The organism is Streptomyces sp. x-19 (genome assembly GCF_046549115.1).
Taxonomy (GTDB): Bacteria; Actinomycetota; Actinomycetes; order Streptomycetales; family Streptomycetaceae; genus Streptomyces; species Streptomyces albulus_C.
This window is the reverse complement of record NZ_JAJPWK010000028.1, coordinates 26,889-41,858: the sequence shown is the minus strand read 5'-3', so window position 1 is coordinate 41,858 and position 14,970 is coordinate 26,889. Positions and strand designations below refer to the sequence as shown.

At 71.4% G+C, this 14,970-nt stretch carries 14 protein-coding genes; 7 read left to right on the top strand and 7 right to left on the bottom strand.

Going from position 1 to position 14,970, the window contains the following annotated elements; genetic code table 11:
- Window positions 1-670 precede the first annotated feature (670 nt).
- Both ACLJT4_RS36345 and ACLJT4_RS36340 read right to left on the bottom strand, forming a co-directional pair.
- Window positions 671-1,051 carry a DUF6355 family natural product biosynthesis protein gene (locus ACLJT4_RS36345; protein ID WP_411129109.1) on the bottom strand — a complete coding sequence of 127 codons (381 nt, stop codon included), beginning with the start codon at window positions 1,049-1,051 and terminating at the stop codon, window positions 671-673.
- Window positions 1,052-2,199: 1,148 nt separating this feature from the next.
- Entirely contained in the window at window positions 2,200-2,889 is a 690-nt protein-coding gene (locus ACLJT4_RS36340; protein ID WP_411129107.1) for a rhodanese-like domain-containing protein, read from the bottom strand.
- 260 nt (window positions 2,890-3,149) lie between these two features.
- On the opposite strand from ACLJT4_RS36340, the gene ACLJT4_RS36335 reads away from it, so the two are divergent.
- The 3 genes from ACLJT4_RS36335 to ACLJT4_RS36325 are packed head-to-tail and all read left to right on the top strand — an operon-like array spanning window position 3,150 to window position 4,132.
- Entirely contained in the window at window positions 3,150-3,350 is a 201-nt protein-coding gene (locus ACLJT4_RS36335) for a hypothetical protein (protein WP_411129105.1), read from the top strand.
- Window positions 3,350-3,736 carry a hypothetical protein gene (locus ACLJT4_RS36330; RefSeq protein ID WP_411129103.1) on the top strand — a complete coding sequence of 129 codons (387 nt, stop codon included), beginning with the start codon at window positions 3,350-3,352 and terminating at the stop codon, window positions 3,734-3,736. The genes ACLJT4_RS36335 and ACLJT4_RS36330 overlap by 1 nt, the downstream gene beginning before the upstream one ends.
- A 54-nt stretch (window positions 3,737-3,790) precedes the next feature.
- A complete protein-coding gene (locus ACLJT4_RS36325) occupies window positions 3,791-4,132 on the top strand; it encodes a hypothetical protein (RefSeq protein ID WP_411129101.1) in 342 nt (113 codons plus the stop codon).
- A gap of 562 nt (window positions 4,133-4,694) precedes the next feature.
- On the opposite strand, the gene ACLJT4_RS36320 is transcribed toward ACLJT4_RS36325, so the two are convergent.
- Both ACLJT4_RS36320 and ACLJT4_RS36315 read right to left on the bottom strand, forming a co-directional pair.
- Window positions 4,695-4,877 (bottom strand): hypothetical protein, encoded by a 183-nt coding sequence (locus ACLJT4_RS36320; protein WP_411129099.1) that lies wholly within the window; start codon window positions 4,875-4,877, stop codon window positions 4,695-4,697.
- A 142-nt stretch (window positions 4,878-5,019) separates the two neighbouring features.
- A complete protein-coding gene (locus ACLJT4_RS36315) occupies window positions 5,020-5,355 on the bottom strand; it encodes an ArsR/SmtB family transcription factor (RefSeq protein WP_411129097.1) in 336 nt (111 codons plus the stop codon).
- 171 nt (window positions 5,356-5,526) lie between these two features.
- On the opposite strand from ACLJT4_RS36315, the gene ACLJT4_RS36310 reads away from it, so the two are divergent.
- From ACLJT4_RS36310 to ACLJT4_RS36300, 3 genes are all read left to right on the top strand, one after another.
- The gene (locus ACLJT4_RS36310) at window positions 5,527-6,669 is read left to right on the top strand and encodes an FAD-dependent monooxygenase (protein WP_411129095.1); all 1,143 of its coding nucleotides are present in this window, start codon (window positions 5,527-5,529) and stop codon (window positions 6,667-6,669) included.
- Window positions 6,670-7,428: 759 nt separating this feature from the next.
- Window positions 7,429-7,692 carry a hypothetical protein gene (locus ACLJT4_RS36305; RefSeq protein WP_411129093.1) on the top strand — a complete coding sequence of 88 codons (264 nt, stop codon included), beginning with the start codon at window positions 7,429-7,431 and terminating at the stop codon, window positions 7,690-7,692.
- Window positions 7,693-7,856: 164 nt separating this feature from the next.
- Window positions 7,857-8,618 carry an SDR family oxidoreductase gene (locus ACLJT4_RS36300; RefSeq protein ID WP_411129091.1) on the top strand — a complete coding sequence of 254 codons (762 nt, stop codon included), beginning with the start codon at window positions 7,857-7,859 and terminating at the stop codon, window positions 8,616-8,618.
- Between the two features lie 1,051 nt (window positions 8,619-9,669).
- Here the strand turns inward: ACLJT4_RS36300 and ACLJT4_RS36295 are convergent.
- Complete coding sequence (locus tag ACLJT4_RS36295; protein WP_411129089.1) at window positions 9,670-9,822, bottom strand: hypothetical protein; 153 nt, start codon at window positions 9,820-9,822, stop codon at window positions 9,670-9,672.
- Between the two features lie 1,211 nt (window positions 9,823-11,033).
- Here ACLJT4_RS36295 and ACLJT4_RS36290 point away from each other — a divergent pair.
- A complete protein-coding gene (locus tag ACLJT4_RS36290) occupies window positions 11,034-11,789 on the top strand; it encodes a GNAT family N-acetyltransferase (protein ID WP_411129087.1) in 756 nt (251 codons plus the stop codon).
- Between the two features lie 567 nt (window positions 11,790-12,356).
- On the opposite strand, the gene ACLJT4_RS36285 is transcribed toward ACLJT4_RS36290, so the two are convergent.
- On the bottom strand, window positions 12,357-13,610 hold the full coding sequence (locus tag ACLJT4_RS36285; RefSeq protein WP_411129085.1) for a cytochrome P450: 1,254 nt from the start codon (window positions 13,608-13,610) through the stop codon (window positions 12,357-12,359).
- Window positions 13,611-13,667: 57 nt separating this feature from the next.
- Window positions 13,668-14,960: an NAD(P)/FAD-dependent oxidoreductase gene (locus tag ACLJT4_RS36280; protein ID WP_411129083.1), complete on the bottom strand. Its 1,293-nt coding sequence runs from the start codon at window positions 14,958-14,960 to the stop codon at window positions 13,668-13,670.
- Between the last annotated feature and the right edge of the window lie 10 nt (window positions 14,961-14,970).

The following is a 14,970-nucleotide window of genomic DNA, read 5'->3' as shown; positions in this document are numbered from 1 at the left end:
GGCCCGCATCGGCCCTCACCGGACGGCGAGTACACGGTCCGTCCGCACCTGAGCAGCGGCAACAAGATCATCGGGCCGGACGCCGCAGCCACCGGCGGTGCCGCAGGAGCGGGGGAGTGGGTCGGGTGGTTGAGGCCGAGTCCCGCTGTTCCGCCGGCCGCCCGGCGGCCGTCCGTCTGCGGAGGGCGTCCGGCTGGTCGCCCTGGTGTTTGCCGCCTGCCCGCCGGAGCGGGCCGCCGGTCTTCAGCAGCGGGCGGGACGGAAGAAGCTGCCACTGCGGCCGTCGCACTGCTGGACGGATCGCTACCGACCAGCACGCACTGGCGACCGCCGGAAGCCGACAACGGCGTCGCCCTGCCCACCGAGCTGGGGCGATGGACAGGCTGCCGCACCCTGTACGACCTGGACCCAACGAGCTACGCCCGCCCAGTCCGGGCAGGAGATGCCGCCTCTACTGCTCCGGCGGCATCTCCTGAGCACGCTCCCCGAGATGGATGACGGATCCGGCCAGCCGATCCGCATGCTGAGTGTGGGTGGACAGCGAGATTCCCCCGTTGGCGGACAGCGGAAGACGTGGTGGCCATGACTGCTCTGCGTGACCGACCTGGCTGCTTGTCCCCTCAGCAGAGGACAAACGGCCAGGCGTCGAAGGTGACGGTCGGCGCCCCGGTCAGGGGCCGGTGTCGCCCGGGTGGGAGCAGAGTCCGCCTCGGTAAGTGCTGTCGTACCAGGCGCCGGTGGCGTCGAGGTCCAGGTTGGTGCGCCCAGGTCCCACGCAGCGGTGGTAGTCGGACCGGGGAAACCGCTTGACCTGGATCCACACATCGGTGTTGGTGGCGCAGTGCTCGTAGTAGGCCCGCTCCCCGTTCCTGCTCTCGTTCCAGCCGCAACCCAAGATGTAGGTCCTCTTGCTGGCCTCGGGAAGCGTCTGGACGACCGGGGCTACCGCGGTTCTCGTGCTGGCCGAGGCCGGCGTCGATGCCAGACCGCCGATGGCCAGCGCCGCTGTGATGGCAGTTGCTGCGCAGTGTCTTGCCCGCAGGAAAGTCATACCGCTATCACTATTGGACACCGTTTGTCCCGGAAAGCGTTGGAGAGCTAAACCCCTCGAACGAAGGATTTCCCTTCGCGGACCGGCACTTCGAAGCCGGTTCGTCGTCAACGACACTCGTGATCTCGGAACCGGTGATCAGCGGCGGCCGAGGGCCGCCCGCCAGGTGAGTGCCTGGGGATTGCGCCGACACGGGTGCGGACGAACCGACACCGATAGCTCCGCTCGATCTCCGGATGCAGAGGTCCCAGGGGCATGTCCCATGGGAGCCGCCCGGGAGCTGCTCGAAGACACCGCGGTTCTGGCGCGGTTGGCGCGCCGGCGGTGCGTTTCTGACCGTCCGTTCGGCGGCCGTTGGGCAGCCGTTGCCGACCGGCCTGGGGCCGGCGGTCCCGGCGCTGTCCGCCGTCCGCCTGCCCGCCGCCGCCCGGCCGTTCCTCCGCCGGCGCCGTCCGCCGGCGGCCGTTCGTCCTCGAGGGCCGGCTGCTCGCAGCGGGCGGTGGCCCGCGCCCAGCTCCGCCCGGCGGCGGACGCCGCCCGGCGCGGTGCCCGTCCGCCCGCCGGCCGGCCAGGGGCGCTGTGGCCTGTCCGGCGGCCGCGGGTTGGGCGGTTCGCGGGGAACCCGCCGGTGCTTCGCCGCGCGGCGGCGGGCGCGCGCCGCCCTCCCTGCAGTGCGCCCGGCTGACGGTAGTTGGGTAGTTGCTGCCTGATCGGCTTGGGCCCGGCGAGCGGCCGTCGGCGGCCCGCGCCGTCCGTCCGCCGCGGCCCGCCCGTTCCGCCCGCGGCCCGGCCGCCGCCGTCCGCCTGCCCGCCGCCCGGCCGTCCGCCGCCCGGCCGTCCGCCGTCCGTCGCCCGGCTGGCCGCCGTCGTCCGCCCGGCGCCCGGTGCCCGCCCGGCCGTCCGCCGGGTGGCCGTGCTGGTGGCCCGTCCGGTGTCTGGTGGGTTGTTGGGTGCTGCTCGGGTGTCGCTCGGAGGCGCTGCGGTTCTGGCGTGGTTGCGTGCCGGGGGCGCGCTCCTGGCCGAGGTTCTGCACGTGGAGCTGTCACGCCGGCCGGAGTTCGCTGTCCTGCACGTCGCGCACAGCCAGGCGGCACTCGCCTGCCTGGCCGGCCCACGTATGCGACGGCTATCCGCCCGTTCTGCTTTCGTCAGTCCTCACGTACCGCAGCTTTGACACGGTCGCCGTTGTTCACCGAGTCCTCGCGGTCGGGGAGGGCGACCGGCAGCCCTGCCGCTTCCCATGCCTCAAGGCCGCCCGTCACGCTATGGACGGAGGACCGGCCCACGCGGATCGCCTGCGCGCCGCCCTGCATGCTGCGCTTGCCCGTGCGGCATACGAAGGCCAGTGGACCGTCAGGCAAATCCGACAGCGAGGCCGGCAATGTGCTGAGCGCGGCGTGGACGGCGCCCGCCGGGTGACCCGCTGCCCATTCATCGTCTTCGCGGACATCGACCAGTGTGAGCTCCCCGTCCACGACGCGGCGACGCGCCTCGACCGGAGACAGGCCAGCCGGAGTGTGAGCGTCGCCGGAGCCCGGGCTCTGCGCGGGCAGGACCGTCCGGATCGCCTCGTAGTTCGAGGCATGGGCGACGGCTATCTGCTGCCCCATCATCGGGCAGACGTTCATCGCCTCTTCCCAGTGAGCAGTCGACTCCCATTCCGCCACGTTGACGAGGGGGAATTTGCTCCCCGGAACGATCGTGCGGAACATGTACGTCCGAATAAAACCGGGTTGAGCTGCCATCACGCCCGCAGCCTCCTGCCAGGCGTCGAGATACGAGCTTTCCTTCCCCTCGTCGATCTCGATCGGAATGATCACAACATGGCGATTTTCCATCTGCAGTCTCCTCTGTCCTGTAAGGCAGTTATGACTTCTGACGTGCCGTTCGAGCCGGAGAGGTTCCCGGCGAAATAAGGGAACACGGCCGAGTCCGAGAGGTACCGGCTCTGGCTTGTGAGCCAGCACCTTCTGGATGCAGCCTGCACGCACATGTCTATGAGCGGCAACTGGTGTTGCTGAGATGGCAAGTTGGTCGGTGCGGTCCGATACGCCGTCGGCGGATCGGATTCACGGTGGGGGCCTTCGACAGGAGGAACGTGGAGCGGGTACGGGACGGGCTCACCGACCCCAAGGTGCTGCGACGGGCCGCGACCTCCGCCCACCCGTTGCTCCGGCGCACCGCCGCCCAGAGCCCCCACCTGCCGCCCGACCTCGTGCTCCTGCTCGCGCGCACCGAGGACCCCCTGGTGGAGGACCTCTTGAGTGTGCACCACCCGACACCCCGGAGGAGGTCCTGATGCATGTGTACGCGCGGCTCGGTGGGACGTTCTCCGCCTGGATGGCTGAGACGCACCCCCGCTTCCCCCGCGAGGGCCTCGCCGCGCGCTACGCGAACCACCCGGACGGGAACTACCGTCGGCTGGCCGTCCGGGACCCGGCCGCCACGCCCGCCTTGATCGAACGGCTCAGCCATGACCCCGTGGTCTGGACGCGCCAGGCGGCGGCCAACGACCCACGCCTGCCGCTCCACCGGCTCTGCGAGGCACTTCATACCCCTGAACTGGCCTCCAGCGCGGGTGCAAACCCGGCGCTCCCCGAGGACGAGATGGCCGCCGTTTTGAACAGGGCCGGCGTTCCACCTGACCGCCGAGCCCCCCGTCCCGTCCCGAGCCCATCAACGTGATGCAGCACCACGTCGATTCCTGCGATTTCCACCCCGAACGAGAGGCGTACCCCCATGACCGACCATCTGTCTGCCGTCTTCGCGATGCTAGGGCCTGGAGGGCGACGCTTCGCCGACTCCGAGAGCTGGGCTCACCTCGAAGCGGAACTCGACACAGAACTCCCAAGCGAATACAAGGAGTTCCTCGACGAGTACGCGCCGATCACGGTCAACAGCCACCTTTACTTCACCCACCCGGCAACCACGCCATGGAACCTCTTGGAAGACATCCGGCAGACCGAGCAAGCTTTCCGAGATACCGACTGGGACGGTCTTCCACCCCCGGACATTGGCGCTGACGGATTCCTGATCCCCGCACTGCCCGGACGACCGCCCAGTTCCCTGGCGCGGCCCTGACCGCGGCATGTGACCACGATCGAGGCAGTCGGAGACTTCCAATAGCCGACTCCACCATCAGCGGTCTTCCAGGAAGTGCAATCGAGGTGAGCGTGCGGGTCGGCGGCGCCCGCCCCACCACCGCCGGCGCTGCTGCGCCAACTCCTGGTCGCCGCCCGCGGTGGTCAGGATGCCCCCCCAGTACGGGCCGCCGTCGGCTGCCCGGCATGGGTAGCTGGTGCGCGATCGCAGCCCGCTCCGGCACCGGCGTCAACGCCAGCAGCGCCCGTAGCAAGCGCGATGCGCGCTCTGCGGACCTGTAGAGCGGGCAGTTGACCGAGACCCACCCCAGCGCCGTCGATATCGATGTCGTCGAGGTCCAGGCCCTCAACTGACCGCCGCTGGGGCATGCCCACCTGCCACCGCGAGACATGCCCAGCTTTGACGGGGGCTTGCCCGGCCCGAGTAAGGGCTTGCCCAGCTCCCACCGGCAGGCTTGCCAAAGGCCCGGCCGGCGAGGGCGACAGCCGGCGCGAGGACGTCGGGCCCGCGCTGTTCTGGTGGCTCGGCGCCGGTTCGGGAGTCAGCCATGGGCCGGCCGGCGCCGGTGGGGCCACCTTTCGGTGAACGCTCTGAGCTGTCGCCGTTGTTGTTCTTCTTCCGCGATGCGGTCGCGGAGTACGGCGTGGTCGAGGTAGGGGGTGACGGCGGCGAGGACCTGGCGCTGGAGCTCGGCCGGGTCGAGTGCCTCGACCTCCCACTGCACCGGCTGGCCAGGGCCGAGTCCGTACCGGCTGACGAACCTTGGCCATCGCGGGTATTGGTCGCCTCGGTCTGCGCGAAGACGGAGCAAGCACACCATCCCGGAGCCGAGGGGCCATCGGGCGAACACTTGTGGTCACCTGTGCTTAGCGAGGAGTGGTATCGCCCGGTGGCTCTGCTCCCAGGAGGGCGAGCAGCCCGGGGAATCTCTTCTCGATGTCCGCGCGTCGTAGACGGATGCCCTTGCGGTTGCCGTAGTCGATCTCGTTGATGAGACCTGCCTCGCGCAGGACGCGGAAGTGGCGGGTCTGGGTCTGCTTCGAGATCGGAAGATCGAAAGAGTTGCAGCCCCGCTCGTTGTCGCTGCGGTCGGCGGCCAACTGCGTCAACACCGAACGACGATGCTTGTCGGCGAGGGCGCGAAACACCGCACCCAGATCGAGCGCATCGGCCTCCGGGCCGACCAGGTTCTTCCCGGTCACGCGGCACCCCCTTCAAGTACGCCTTGAATCGTACCTGAAGGATGTGCTCCACTGAGGTACGCAATTTTGCGTACCTTGGTTCGATGGCGCTGCCCCGTGCCGCCGCGCCCTGAGGCCCTGCCCCGGCACTCGCCGGGGACCTGGTCATCGACACTCCGAGAGGTCATTGTCATGAAGAAGCCCGAGGTGCTGATAGTCGGTGCCGGAATCGCAGGGCCCGCACTCGCGTACTGGCTCTCCCGGAATGGCTACCGCCCGACGGTCATCGAACATGCCCGGCAGCTGCGCTCCGGTGGTAGCGCGATCGTCGTGAAGGGACCCGCGATCCCGGTCGCCGACCGCATGGGCATCCTCCCGCAGCTTCGCGGGCTCGCCACCCGCAATCGGTCACTGACCCTGCTCGACCCCGGCGGCAGGCGAATCCTGCAACTCCCGCTCACCTCGGACGAGGCGCCGACGGTCGAGGTGACCCGAGCCGACCTGTCCGAGGTGCTCCACCGGTCGGCGCAGACCGAGGCCGAGTTCTTGTTCGACGACACGGTCACCGCTCTCGACCAGGACGGAGGTGGGGTCGACGTCACCTTCCGGCGGTCCGCACCACGGCGCTTCGACTTGGTAGTCGGCGCCGACGGGATGCACTCCACCGTACGGCGCCTGGTATTCGGACCCGAGCGGCAGTTCGCGAGCGACCTGGGCCTGTACGGCGCGACCGTGCCGCTGCAACCCGACGCCGTCGAGGACCCGAGCGAGATGACGATGCTGACTGTGCCGAACCGGATGCTGGTCGTCCACCCCTCGCGGACCACTCCGCTCGCGATCTTCACCTTCCGGGCCGCACAGCCGGCGCCCCATGACCGCAAGAACATCGCCCTTCACAAGCAGACCGTGGCCGACGCCTACGCCGACGTGCGGTGGCGGGCACCGGAACTCGTGGCGGCGTTCCTCGACCACCCGGCTCCGTTCTTCGACCCCCTGACCACCATCCGGGTGCCCTCGTGGTCCCGCGGACGGGTCGTACTGCTCGGGGACGCGGCAGCGGCGACAGCCCTGCTGGGTGACGGGTCCAGCATGGCGATGGCGGGCGCGTACGCCCTCGCAGAAGAGCTCGCCGCCCATCCCGGTGATCACGCCCGCGCCTTCGCCGCCTACGAGTCGCGGCTCCGCCGTGAGGTAAGTCCGCGGCAGCGACGCGTCGGTCTGCTCTCCAGGCTCATGGTGCCCCGCACCCGGCCGGGCCTCGCGGTGCGCAACGCGGTGGGCCGCGCGGTCGGTCGCACGAACCGGATCGCCCCTCGCGAAGCCGTGAACCGGTAGACCGAGTCCGCACCGACCGGTCACCGGTCGGTGCGCAGCTCCGCGGTAGCTCTCAGCCGGGTCGGCGCCGCCATGTCCGACGAGCCCGGCTCGGCGTGGTAAGTCATCGCCGAGCGGCAGGTCGGCTGCTGTCGGCCTCACCCACCCTTCCCGGCGCTCGGCACGACAAGGGGGCTGCCGGTGACTGTGTTATCGCGGGGCGAACACGGCCTGCCGGGCGGACCATGCCAGGGCGCTCTGGGTTCGGTGGGATAGACCGAGTCGGTTCCAGTGGAAGATGACGTGGAGGGCGAGGACGTGGCGGAGGCCGCGTTCGAGTCGTCCGGCATGGGCTGCGGCGCCGAGTGCTGCGCCTGTGTCGTGGAAGGCCGCTACCCAGGTGGTGACTGACGGCCGCTGTCCCGCCGTCCGTCGCCGGGCCGTCCGTTGCCTGCCTCGCCGTCGACCGGCTGGCCGGCCGCCGCCCGTTCGTCCGCCGTCGTCCGCCCGCCGTCCGTCGTCGTCCGCCCGCCGTCCGTCGTCGTCCGCCCGCCGTCCGTCGTCGTCCGCCCGCCGTCCGTCGTCCGCCCGTTCCGGACGCTGCTGCCGTACGCTCCGCCGCCTCGCCGCTCGGCTGCGGCCGCCATCCACCTAACCGCCTTGCCGTCCGTCCGGCTGGTGGTGGCTGGGTAGCCGCTGCCCACTGGCCTGGGTCCGGCGGTCCCGGCGTCCGCTCGGCGCCCGTCCGCCCCGCCGCCTGCCCGCCCCGCCGTTTGCTGCTTGACCGCCGCCGTGCGTCCGGCTGCCGTCTGCCTGCCCTCCGCCGTCTGTTCCTCCGCCTCGCTGCCCGCCGTCCGTCGCCTGGCCGCCCGTTCCGGACGCCGCCGTCGGACGCTCCCCCCGTCCGCCCGTTCCGTCCGCCGCCGTCGCCCGGCTGCTCCGCGCCCACCTCGCCGCCCGGCGGCCGAACCCGGCTTCCTCAAGGTGCTGTCCGAGGACGACCGGAAGTTCCTCATCCTCACCGACCACGAGGTCACCGCGTGAGAGGAAATCGCAGCTCAGTGAGCACGAAGCCGCCCTGTGGCGGGGGCTGTTCCGGAGGAGGTATGGACAACCTTGGGACGCGAGTTCGGGAGAAAAGTCAACTTTGATTAGTTGCTCCGCGGGGGCCTAGATTCGCAAGCTGGCCCACCCCCACAGGAGGAACCATGGCGCGTCCTGATCGTCCGATAGCCCTCGTCACCGACGGCAGCCGCGGCATCGGCGCCGCCACCTCGCTGCGGCTCGCTTCCGCAGGGTTCCGCGTGGCGGTGAACTACTTCTCGAACCGCTCCGCGGCCGACGAGGTCGTCGCGAGGATCGAGGCGGACGGCGGCAGCGCCTTCGCCCTCCGGGGAGACGTGCGCGATGAACAACAGGCCGCCCGGATGATCGAGCAGGCGGCAGTCGACGGTCGCCTCGATGTCCTGGTGTGCAACGCGGCCGCGGCCGCCTTCACGCCCACACCGGTGAGCGCGTTGTCCTGGTCCGACTTCCGTACGAAGGTGACAGACGAACTGGCCGGCGCCTACATCCTGGCACAGCGCGCGCTGGCCCTGATGGAGAAGCAGGGGCAGGGAAACATCGTCTTTGTCTCCAGCACGGCGGCCGACGGGCCGCCCTCCCACGGGATGACCGCCCACGGAACTGCCAAGGCCGCCCTGAACACCTTCGCCCGGTTCCTGGCGTGCGAGGCCGGCCCCCTGGGTGTCCGTGTCAACGTGGTCGCCCCGGGCTTCGTACGCACCGAGGCCAGCGCCCACATGCCGCAGGCTGTCCAGCAGCAGCTGGCGGACCGGGCGCCGCTCGGGCGCGTCGCGGAGGCGGATGACGTCGCGAGGGCCATCACGATGCTGGTGGGCGACGACGCCCGGTTCGTGACCGGGGCGGTGGTGCCGATCGACGGCGGGACGAGCGTGTCCCGCATGTAGACCGTGCTCCGGGTGCCCGCGGCGGTGGCTCTCCCGTGGAGTCCTGGAGCACCTTCACGCCCGCACTCCCCGCCCGATACCGTCTGGAGCGGCGGTTTCGGGCGCGAGCCGAACGGGAGCTGAGTCAAGGGGAGTTCAGGTCACTGAGGCGTTGGTCGGCCGTATGGCTGTTCGCTGGGTGCGTCGCGGTTCCGCTCGCCGGGGGTCGTCTTGTGGTTGTGTTGCCGGGTGGTGCTGGCCACCGGCCCCGACGGCGCTGCCCCGGCCCGCCGCCGGCCGTCCCGGGCTCGTCGCCCGGTCCCGGCCGCCGGCTGCCCGGCCGCCCGGCGTCCGACCGCCCGGGTCGTCTGCCGTGCTGGTGGCCTGTCCGGTGTCTGCCGCCGTGCTCGAAGTCACTGTGGTCCTGGCGTGCGGGTGCCCGGGCGGTTGGCCACTCTGGCCCGTTCGGCCGTTCGGCCGTTCGGCCGCCCGGCGGCTGAACGGCGGCCCGCCCGTGGCCGCTCTGCCGCTCCCGGTGGCTTCGCCGGCCGCCCGGCCGCTCCGGCCGCTGTGCTGTGCCGGGCTGCCCGCCCCGGCGGCGGCGCTGCTTCGAATCTCCCGCCGGGCAACGAAGTACGCCCGGCGATCTACGGGTTGTTCTGGTTTTCCAGAACAACCCGGTTCACCTGGTGCTACCGGCGGCCCGCTCTCGCGACCGGTGCCGAGTCCCGAGGCAGACCGTCGGTTGTTCTGCTGCTCCAGAACAACCCGGTTTAGCTAGTGCTACCGGCCCGATCTCGGATAGGGACGAAGAAGGCGCCGCACCCGGAGGTGCAGCGCCTTGGCGGGTGGCTTCGCGGGAGCCGCTCGCGGGCCGGTCCCCCTGCCGCTCTGGCCGCGGTGGCTGCGGTTCGCCGCCCGGTGTCGGTCCGTCGTGGTCCGCTGTCCGTCCGGACCTCAAACCGCTCCAGGGTGTCGGCGAGCGGGCGAGGGCCTCGCTGCGCGCCCGACGACGCTGAGGACCTTCCCCAGCGCCTCCCCGTCCTCCCACGGTTCCTGGGCGTCGGGATGATCAGCCGACCAGCCGGCGGTCCTGTCCCGTAACACGGGCTTCGGCCAGGGGCCGGTCCAGGATGCTGTGGGTGCCGATCCGGTGCCATGTGATGTGCCGGGCGCCGCAGATCCGTTCGCGGCCGTAGGACCACGTCGCGCGCCCGTCCGGCACCCAGGTGAGTTCGTAGAGGCCGGGGGTGCAGCGGACGCGTTTGACGCGCAGGCCGGGCCGGAAGATTCCGGTGCGCAGGTCGGGGACGAAGGCTTCCTGTACGACGCTGGCGCTGGGCGGGGGTGAGGTGCTGGAGGTCGGTGGTGAAGCGGGGGAGTGTCTCGTATGTGGGCACGGTGTCCTCCGGGCAGCACGGCGAAGCCCCCGGCGGGTGCCGGGGGCTGATGGGCGGTCGTCCTTTGGCGGTGCTTGTCGACTGGTGCGTGTTCCGTGGTGCTCGGTGGTGTCGGTCGGTGGTTCTCGGGGCTGCCGGAGAGCGATGACACTGGCTGGCCGGGCAGATCCGCTGTCCGCCGTCCGTCCGGCTGGTGGTAGTTGGGTAGCCGCTGCCGGGCGGCGAGGCGGGCGGGCGTCCGTCGGCGGTGTGCGCTGTCGCGGTCCGCTTGGTCGCGGCGGGCGGTGGTTCGCGCCCACGCCTGCCGGCCGGCCGCCCGCCCGCCCGCCGAACGGCGGCCCGTCCGTGGCCGCCCTGCAGCGCCCGGTGGCCCCGCCGTCCGTCCGCTGTCCGTTCCTCCGCCTCGTCCTCGCCTCGCCCGTCCGGACGGCCGCCGTCGTCCGGACGCCTCGCTGCCCGCCGCCCGGCCGCCCGTTCCGGACGCCGTCCGCCCGCTCCGTCCGGCGCTCGGCCGCCGAGGCCCGCCTCGCCGCCCGCTCCGCCCGCTGCCCGTGCGCTCGGCCGGCGGTAGTGCGGAAGCGCTGGCGCTGGGTGGGGGTGAGGTGGTGGAGGTCGGTGGTGAAGCGGGGCAGGGCCTCGTACGTCGGCACGACGGTGTCCTCAAGGAAGCACAAAGCCCCCGGCGGAGGCCGAGGGCGGTGGGTGTCGGACTGGGGTGAAGGGAGCCGGTGACGTGGTGCGGTCAGCTGTTGTGGGTCGCCGGGGTAGTGGCGAGTTGGTGCGTGCTGGTTGACGGTGGAGTCGGTTGCAGTGCGATTCCGGGGCGGGTGTGGCTCGTGTGGTCGCGGCGCGGCATTCGCACGACCCGGTCAGGTCTCGTAGAGGGTGCGCATCACCTCGGACCAGTCCTGGCTGTCAGCGGCCACTTCGGATTCCCCACGTACGGCCAGATGTGCGATCACGGTCCGTGACTGGCGAGGGAGGGGTGCAGCGAGGCCCGGAGGGCATCTGATAAGCACTCCGCGTGGAAGAATTGGTGCGATTCGGTGATGTCGAGCAGGTCGCGGCAGGCGACGGGCAGTTGCTCTGGGCGGCCCAGGGGCGGGGGGACGGCGGTCTGGGGCCGGGGGTGCGCGCGTGGCGCCATGGCGGGGCGTTGGCGGTGGCGAGTCCGGGACTTTCCCGGCGGGACCGGCTAGCGGTGACGGGCGGCAGTGCCGATGCGGTCGTCCTGGTGCGGCAGGTCCTGCAGGAGGTCGGTCCGTCGTATCGGCCCTTCGGGGAGGCGTCCTTGGTCGATGCGCTGGTGCGGCAGACGCCCGGTCTTGTGTTGGTACCGTCGTTCTTCTGGATGGAGAGTGCGGTCCCGCCCGGCTCCGTCACCGGAGACGTGCAGTGGCTGAACCCGTGTCTGGAACCGGAGTTGGAGTCGCTGTTCGAGCGGTTCTTCCCTGACTCCCACGCACAGCCGGGGCGCGAGGGTGTGCGCCGCTGGGCCGGAGTCTGTGGTGAGGCCGACGGCAACGCGGGCGAGAAGGGGCCACTGGCGGTTGCGGCGGACGCGTGGTCAGCGGCCGGGTGCGGGTTCCTAGCAGGAGCGGTCACCCATCCGGTCGCCCGGGGACGCGGGCTGGCGCAGGCGGTGTGCGGTTTCGTCGTGGATGCCCTCGTCCAGCGGCACGGACGTGCCGCACTCATGGTGGACGCCTGCAACGCGCCGGCCGTCGCCGCATACGAGCGCCTCGGGATGGCCAAGCGCCTTTTCGCAGGCGCACACGTCCCGGGCCGGTGAGCGGGGATCCGCCACGGCAAGCATCTGTGGGAGCTCGTTCCTACGCAGAGTGACCACTGGCGGCCAGATAGATCCCCCTAACTGGCCGCCTACGGGGAATTCCAACCCGTCGGCGGCCTCGTCGGGGTTGGCGGGGCCGCTGGGCTGCCGGCCGTCCGTCGCCGTGCTCGAAGTCGCCGCGGTGTTGGCGGGGTTGGGCGCCTTGGGGCCCGGTGTCGGGCCGGGCGCGCCGGGTGCCCGTGGTGTGCTCCGGGCTGAGGTTCTGCATGTGGAGCTGTCATACCGGACGGAGTTCGCTGCCTAGTCCCGGCCGTGCTGGGCCCGGACAGCCTGGGCTCACTGGGGGCCGCAGCCTGCATCACTGTCATCTCCGGGCCCTCGGTGTCGGCGCTCGGTCCTGACCGTCCGCTGTGTCCTCTTGTGGTCGCGTATGAGGCGGCGGTGGGTCATCCGCCAGGATGACCCACCGTAATGCAGAGGCAGGCCGGCGGCGTGCTCCACGCGGTGGTGGCTGTTGCCGCCGGTCGCCCGCACTCTGAGGAACGAAGGTGCTCAACAGGTCTGCGTTCAGGGGCGGATGCCGTCGATCTCGAGCAGGAGGTGTTTCGGGCCGCGCAGTGCGGCGGTGGGCCGGTAGGGCGGCGGGTCGGCCGTCAGGCGTGGGGCCCGCAGGCGGCGGACCAGTTCGGGCAGCACGATCTGCGCCTCCATTCGGGCGAGGGGTGCGCCGATGCAGTAGTGGATTCCGCCGCCGAAGCCGAAGTGCTCGTTGGGGATCCGGTCCGGGACGAAGCGCTCGGGCTCGGTGAAGTGCTTCGGATCGCGGCTGCCGGCTGCGAGCAGCAGGACGACGCTGGAGCCGCGCGGGATGGTGGTGCCGCCGATCTCGATGTCGGCGAGTGCGGCGCGGTAGCGGAACTGGACCGACGGCTCGTAGCGCACGAGTTCCTCGACCATGGGGATCACGAGTTCGGGCTCGGCGCGGAAACGCGCGAGGATGCCGGGCCGGCGCAGCAGCGTGAGCATGCCGTTGGTGATGAGGTTGACCGTTGTCTCGTGTCCGGCGATCAACAGCAGGCGGGTGGTGATCACCAGCTCGTCGCCGCGCAGAGGGTCGGTGTGCGAGCCGTCGCCCAGCAGTGCGGAGATCAGGTCGTTACCCGGACGCTCGGCGCGCCGCGTGATCAACTCCTTGAGATAGGCGTGTAGTTCGGTGAAGGCGCGGTCGACGGCGGCAGCCTCCTCCTGCGTCATGGTCGGGTCGAGATCGAGGGAGCGGGCGAGTGTGTCGGCCCATCCGTGGAAGCGTGTCTCGTCCTCGGGCGGCACGCCGAGAAGTGTGCAGATCACGCTGACCGGGAGCGGGTAGGCGATCTCCTCGACCAGGTCGAACCGGGTCCGGGAGCCGATGGCGTCGATCAACCTGTCGGTCAGTGCGCGCACCTGCGCGCGCAGCGACTCGACGACGGCGGGGGTGAACTGGGCCATGACGGCCGAGCGCAGGTGGTCATGGCTGGGCGGGTCCCGCAGGATTAGCGACTTGTCCGCATCCCGTACGGTCGTCTGACCGGCGTTGGCCATGTCGGAGCTTAAGCGCGGGTCGTGCAGCAGTGCGGCGATCTCGTCATATCCGCTCACGACCCAGGTCCCGTCGGCCTGGCGGGAGACCGGGCGCCTGCGCAGCGCGGCGTAGAGCGGGTACGGGTCGGGGCGGCTGACCGGGTCGAGGATGCGGGCGAACAGTTCGTCGTGCGGCGTCGAGGCGGCGAGGTCGGCGGCGTGTGGGAGGGCAGAGAAATCAGCGCGGGCGTTGTGTGGCATGAGGAGGACTCCGTCGGAACGGGGATGAGTGGGTGCGGCGGCAGGTGTTGACTGTGTTCAGGTACCGGCGGCCGCGGGACGGTGCGTGACCTGCCCGGGGGTGGGCACCCCGGTGTCGAGGACCTGGACGGGATCGGGGGCGTCGGTCGCGTTGAGTTCGGGCGGAAACGCGGCCCGGACGTTGATCAGTGCGGCGTACGCGTCGAGCGAGCGCGGCGCGTTCACCGCCAGCGCGGCGATGACCCGTCCCCGGCGGCCGTACACGGCGACGAAGCCGGGCTTGGCCGCCGCACCCTGGACGACCGCGACCTGGTCCGCGTGGCTGGGCACGCCGACCACCTTGATGTTCACTCCGAACTGGTTGGACCAGAACGTCGGCAGCGTGGTGTGCGCGCACACCGGTCCTCGGTGCATGGTCAGCGCGGCGACGCGGGCCTGGCGCACCGCGTTGTCCCAGTGCTCGACGGCGAGCGGGCCGTCCTCGTAGAGCGGGTGGGGCCAGCAGGCCACGTCCCCGGCGACCAGCAGGTCGTCGGCGGGCCGGCCGTCCGCGCCGATCGCGCGGCAGTACGGATCGCAGTGCACGCCGCGGGCGTCGAGGGTGAGCCCGGCCCCGTCGAGCCATTCGGTGTTGCGCTCGGCGCCGAGCGCGACCACGGCCAGCTCCACGTCGAGCACCTCGCCGCCGGAGAGCCGGGCCCGCCGCAGCCGGCCGGCCGCATCGCCTTCGAGGGCCTGGACGGAGGTGCGGGTGCGCAGGTCCACGCCGTGACGGCGCTGGAGACGCCCGGCCGCCAGCGCGGCCGGCCCGCCCAGCGCGGCGAGCATGGGGGCGGGCCCGCGCTCGACCACGGTGACGTCGAGGCCGAGTTCCCGGCACACCGACGCCACCTCCGAGCCCATGAAGCCGGCCCCGATCACCAGCACCCGCTTCGGGCGTGCGGCCAGCCTGGCCTGCAATGCCCGGGCGTCGTCGCGGGTACGGATGCTGAACACACCGTCGATCGCTGCCTGTTCGGCGTGCGGCCAGCGGCGCGCCCGGGTACCGGTGGCGATCAGGAGCTTGTCGTAGCCGATCACCTCGCCGTCGGAGAGGGTCACCGTCCCGGCCGCTCGGTCGAGGCCGACCGCCGCGTTGCCCAGACGCCAGGACGCGTCGAGGTCCGTGTGCCGGGGCAGGCCGGTGGCGTCGGCCGACAGGCGCCCGGTCAGTACCCGCTTGGACAGCGGCGGCCGGTCGTACGGCGGATACGGCTCGTCGCCGACCAGCGTGATCCGTCCGCCGAATCCGTTCTCCCGCAGGGTCTGCGCCGCGGACAGGCCCGCCAGCGACGCGCCGACGATCACCACTCGCCCGGCA

Bases quoted from the DNA above. Each gene is read 5' to 3' on its own strand.
- ACLJT4_RS36285 (WP_411129085.1), bottom strand. From the start codon at position 13,610: ATGCCACACAACGCCCGCGCTGATTTCTCTGCCCTCCCACACGCCGCC.
- ACLJT4_RS36325 (WP_411129101.1), top strand. From the start codon at position 3,791: ATGACCGACCATCTGTCTGCCGTCTTCGCGATGCTAGGGCCTGGAGGG.
- ACLJT4_RS36310 (WP_411129095.1), top strand. From the start codon at position 5,527: ATGAAGAAGCCCGAGGTGCTGATAGTCGGTGCCGGAATCGCAGGGCCC.
- ACLJT4_RS36340 (WP_411129107.1), bottom strand. From the start codon at position 2,889: ATGGAAAATCGCCATGTTGTGATCATTCCGATCGAGATCGACGAGGGG.
- ACLJT4_RS36345 (WP_411129109.1), bottom strand. From the start codon at position 1,051: ATGACTTTCCTGCGGGCAAGACACTGCGCAGCAACTGCCATCACAGCG.
- ACLJT4_RS36330 (WP_411129103.1), top strand. From the start codon at position 3,350: ATGCATGTGTACGCGCGGCTCGGTGGGACGTTCTCCGCCTGGATGGCT.
- ACLJT4_RS36300 (WP_411129091.1), top strand. From the start codon at position 7,857: ATGGCGCGTCCTGATCGTCCGATAGCCCTCGTCACCGACGGCAGCCGC.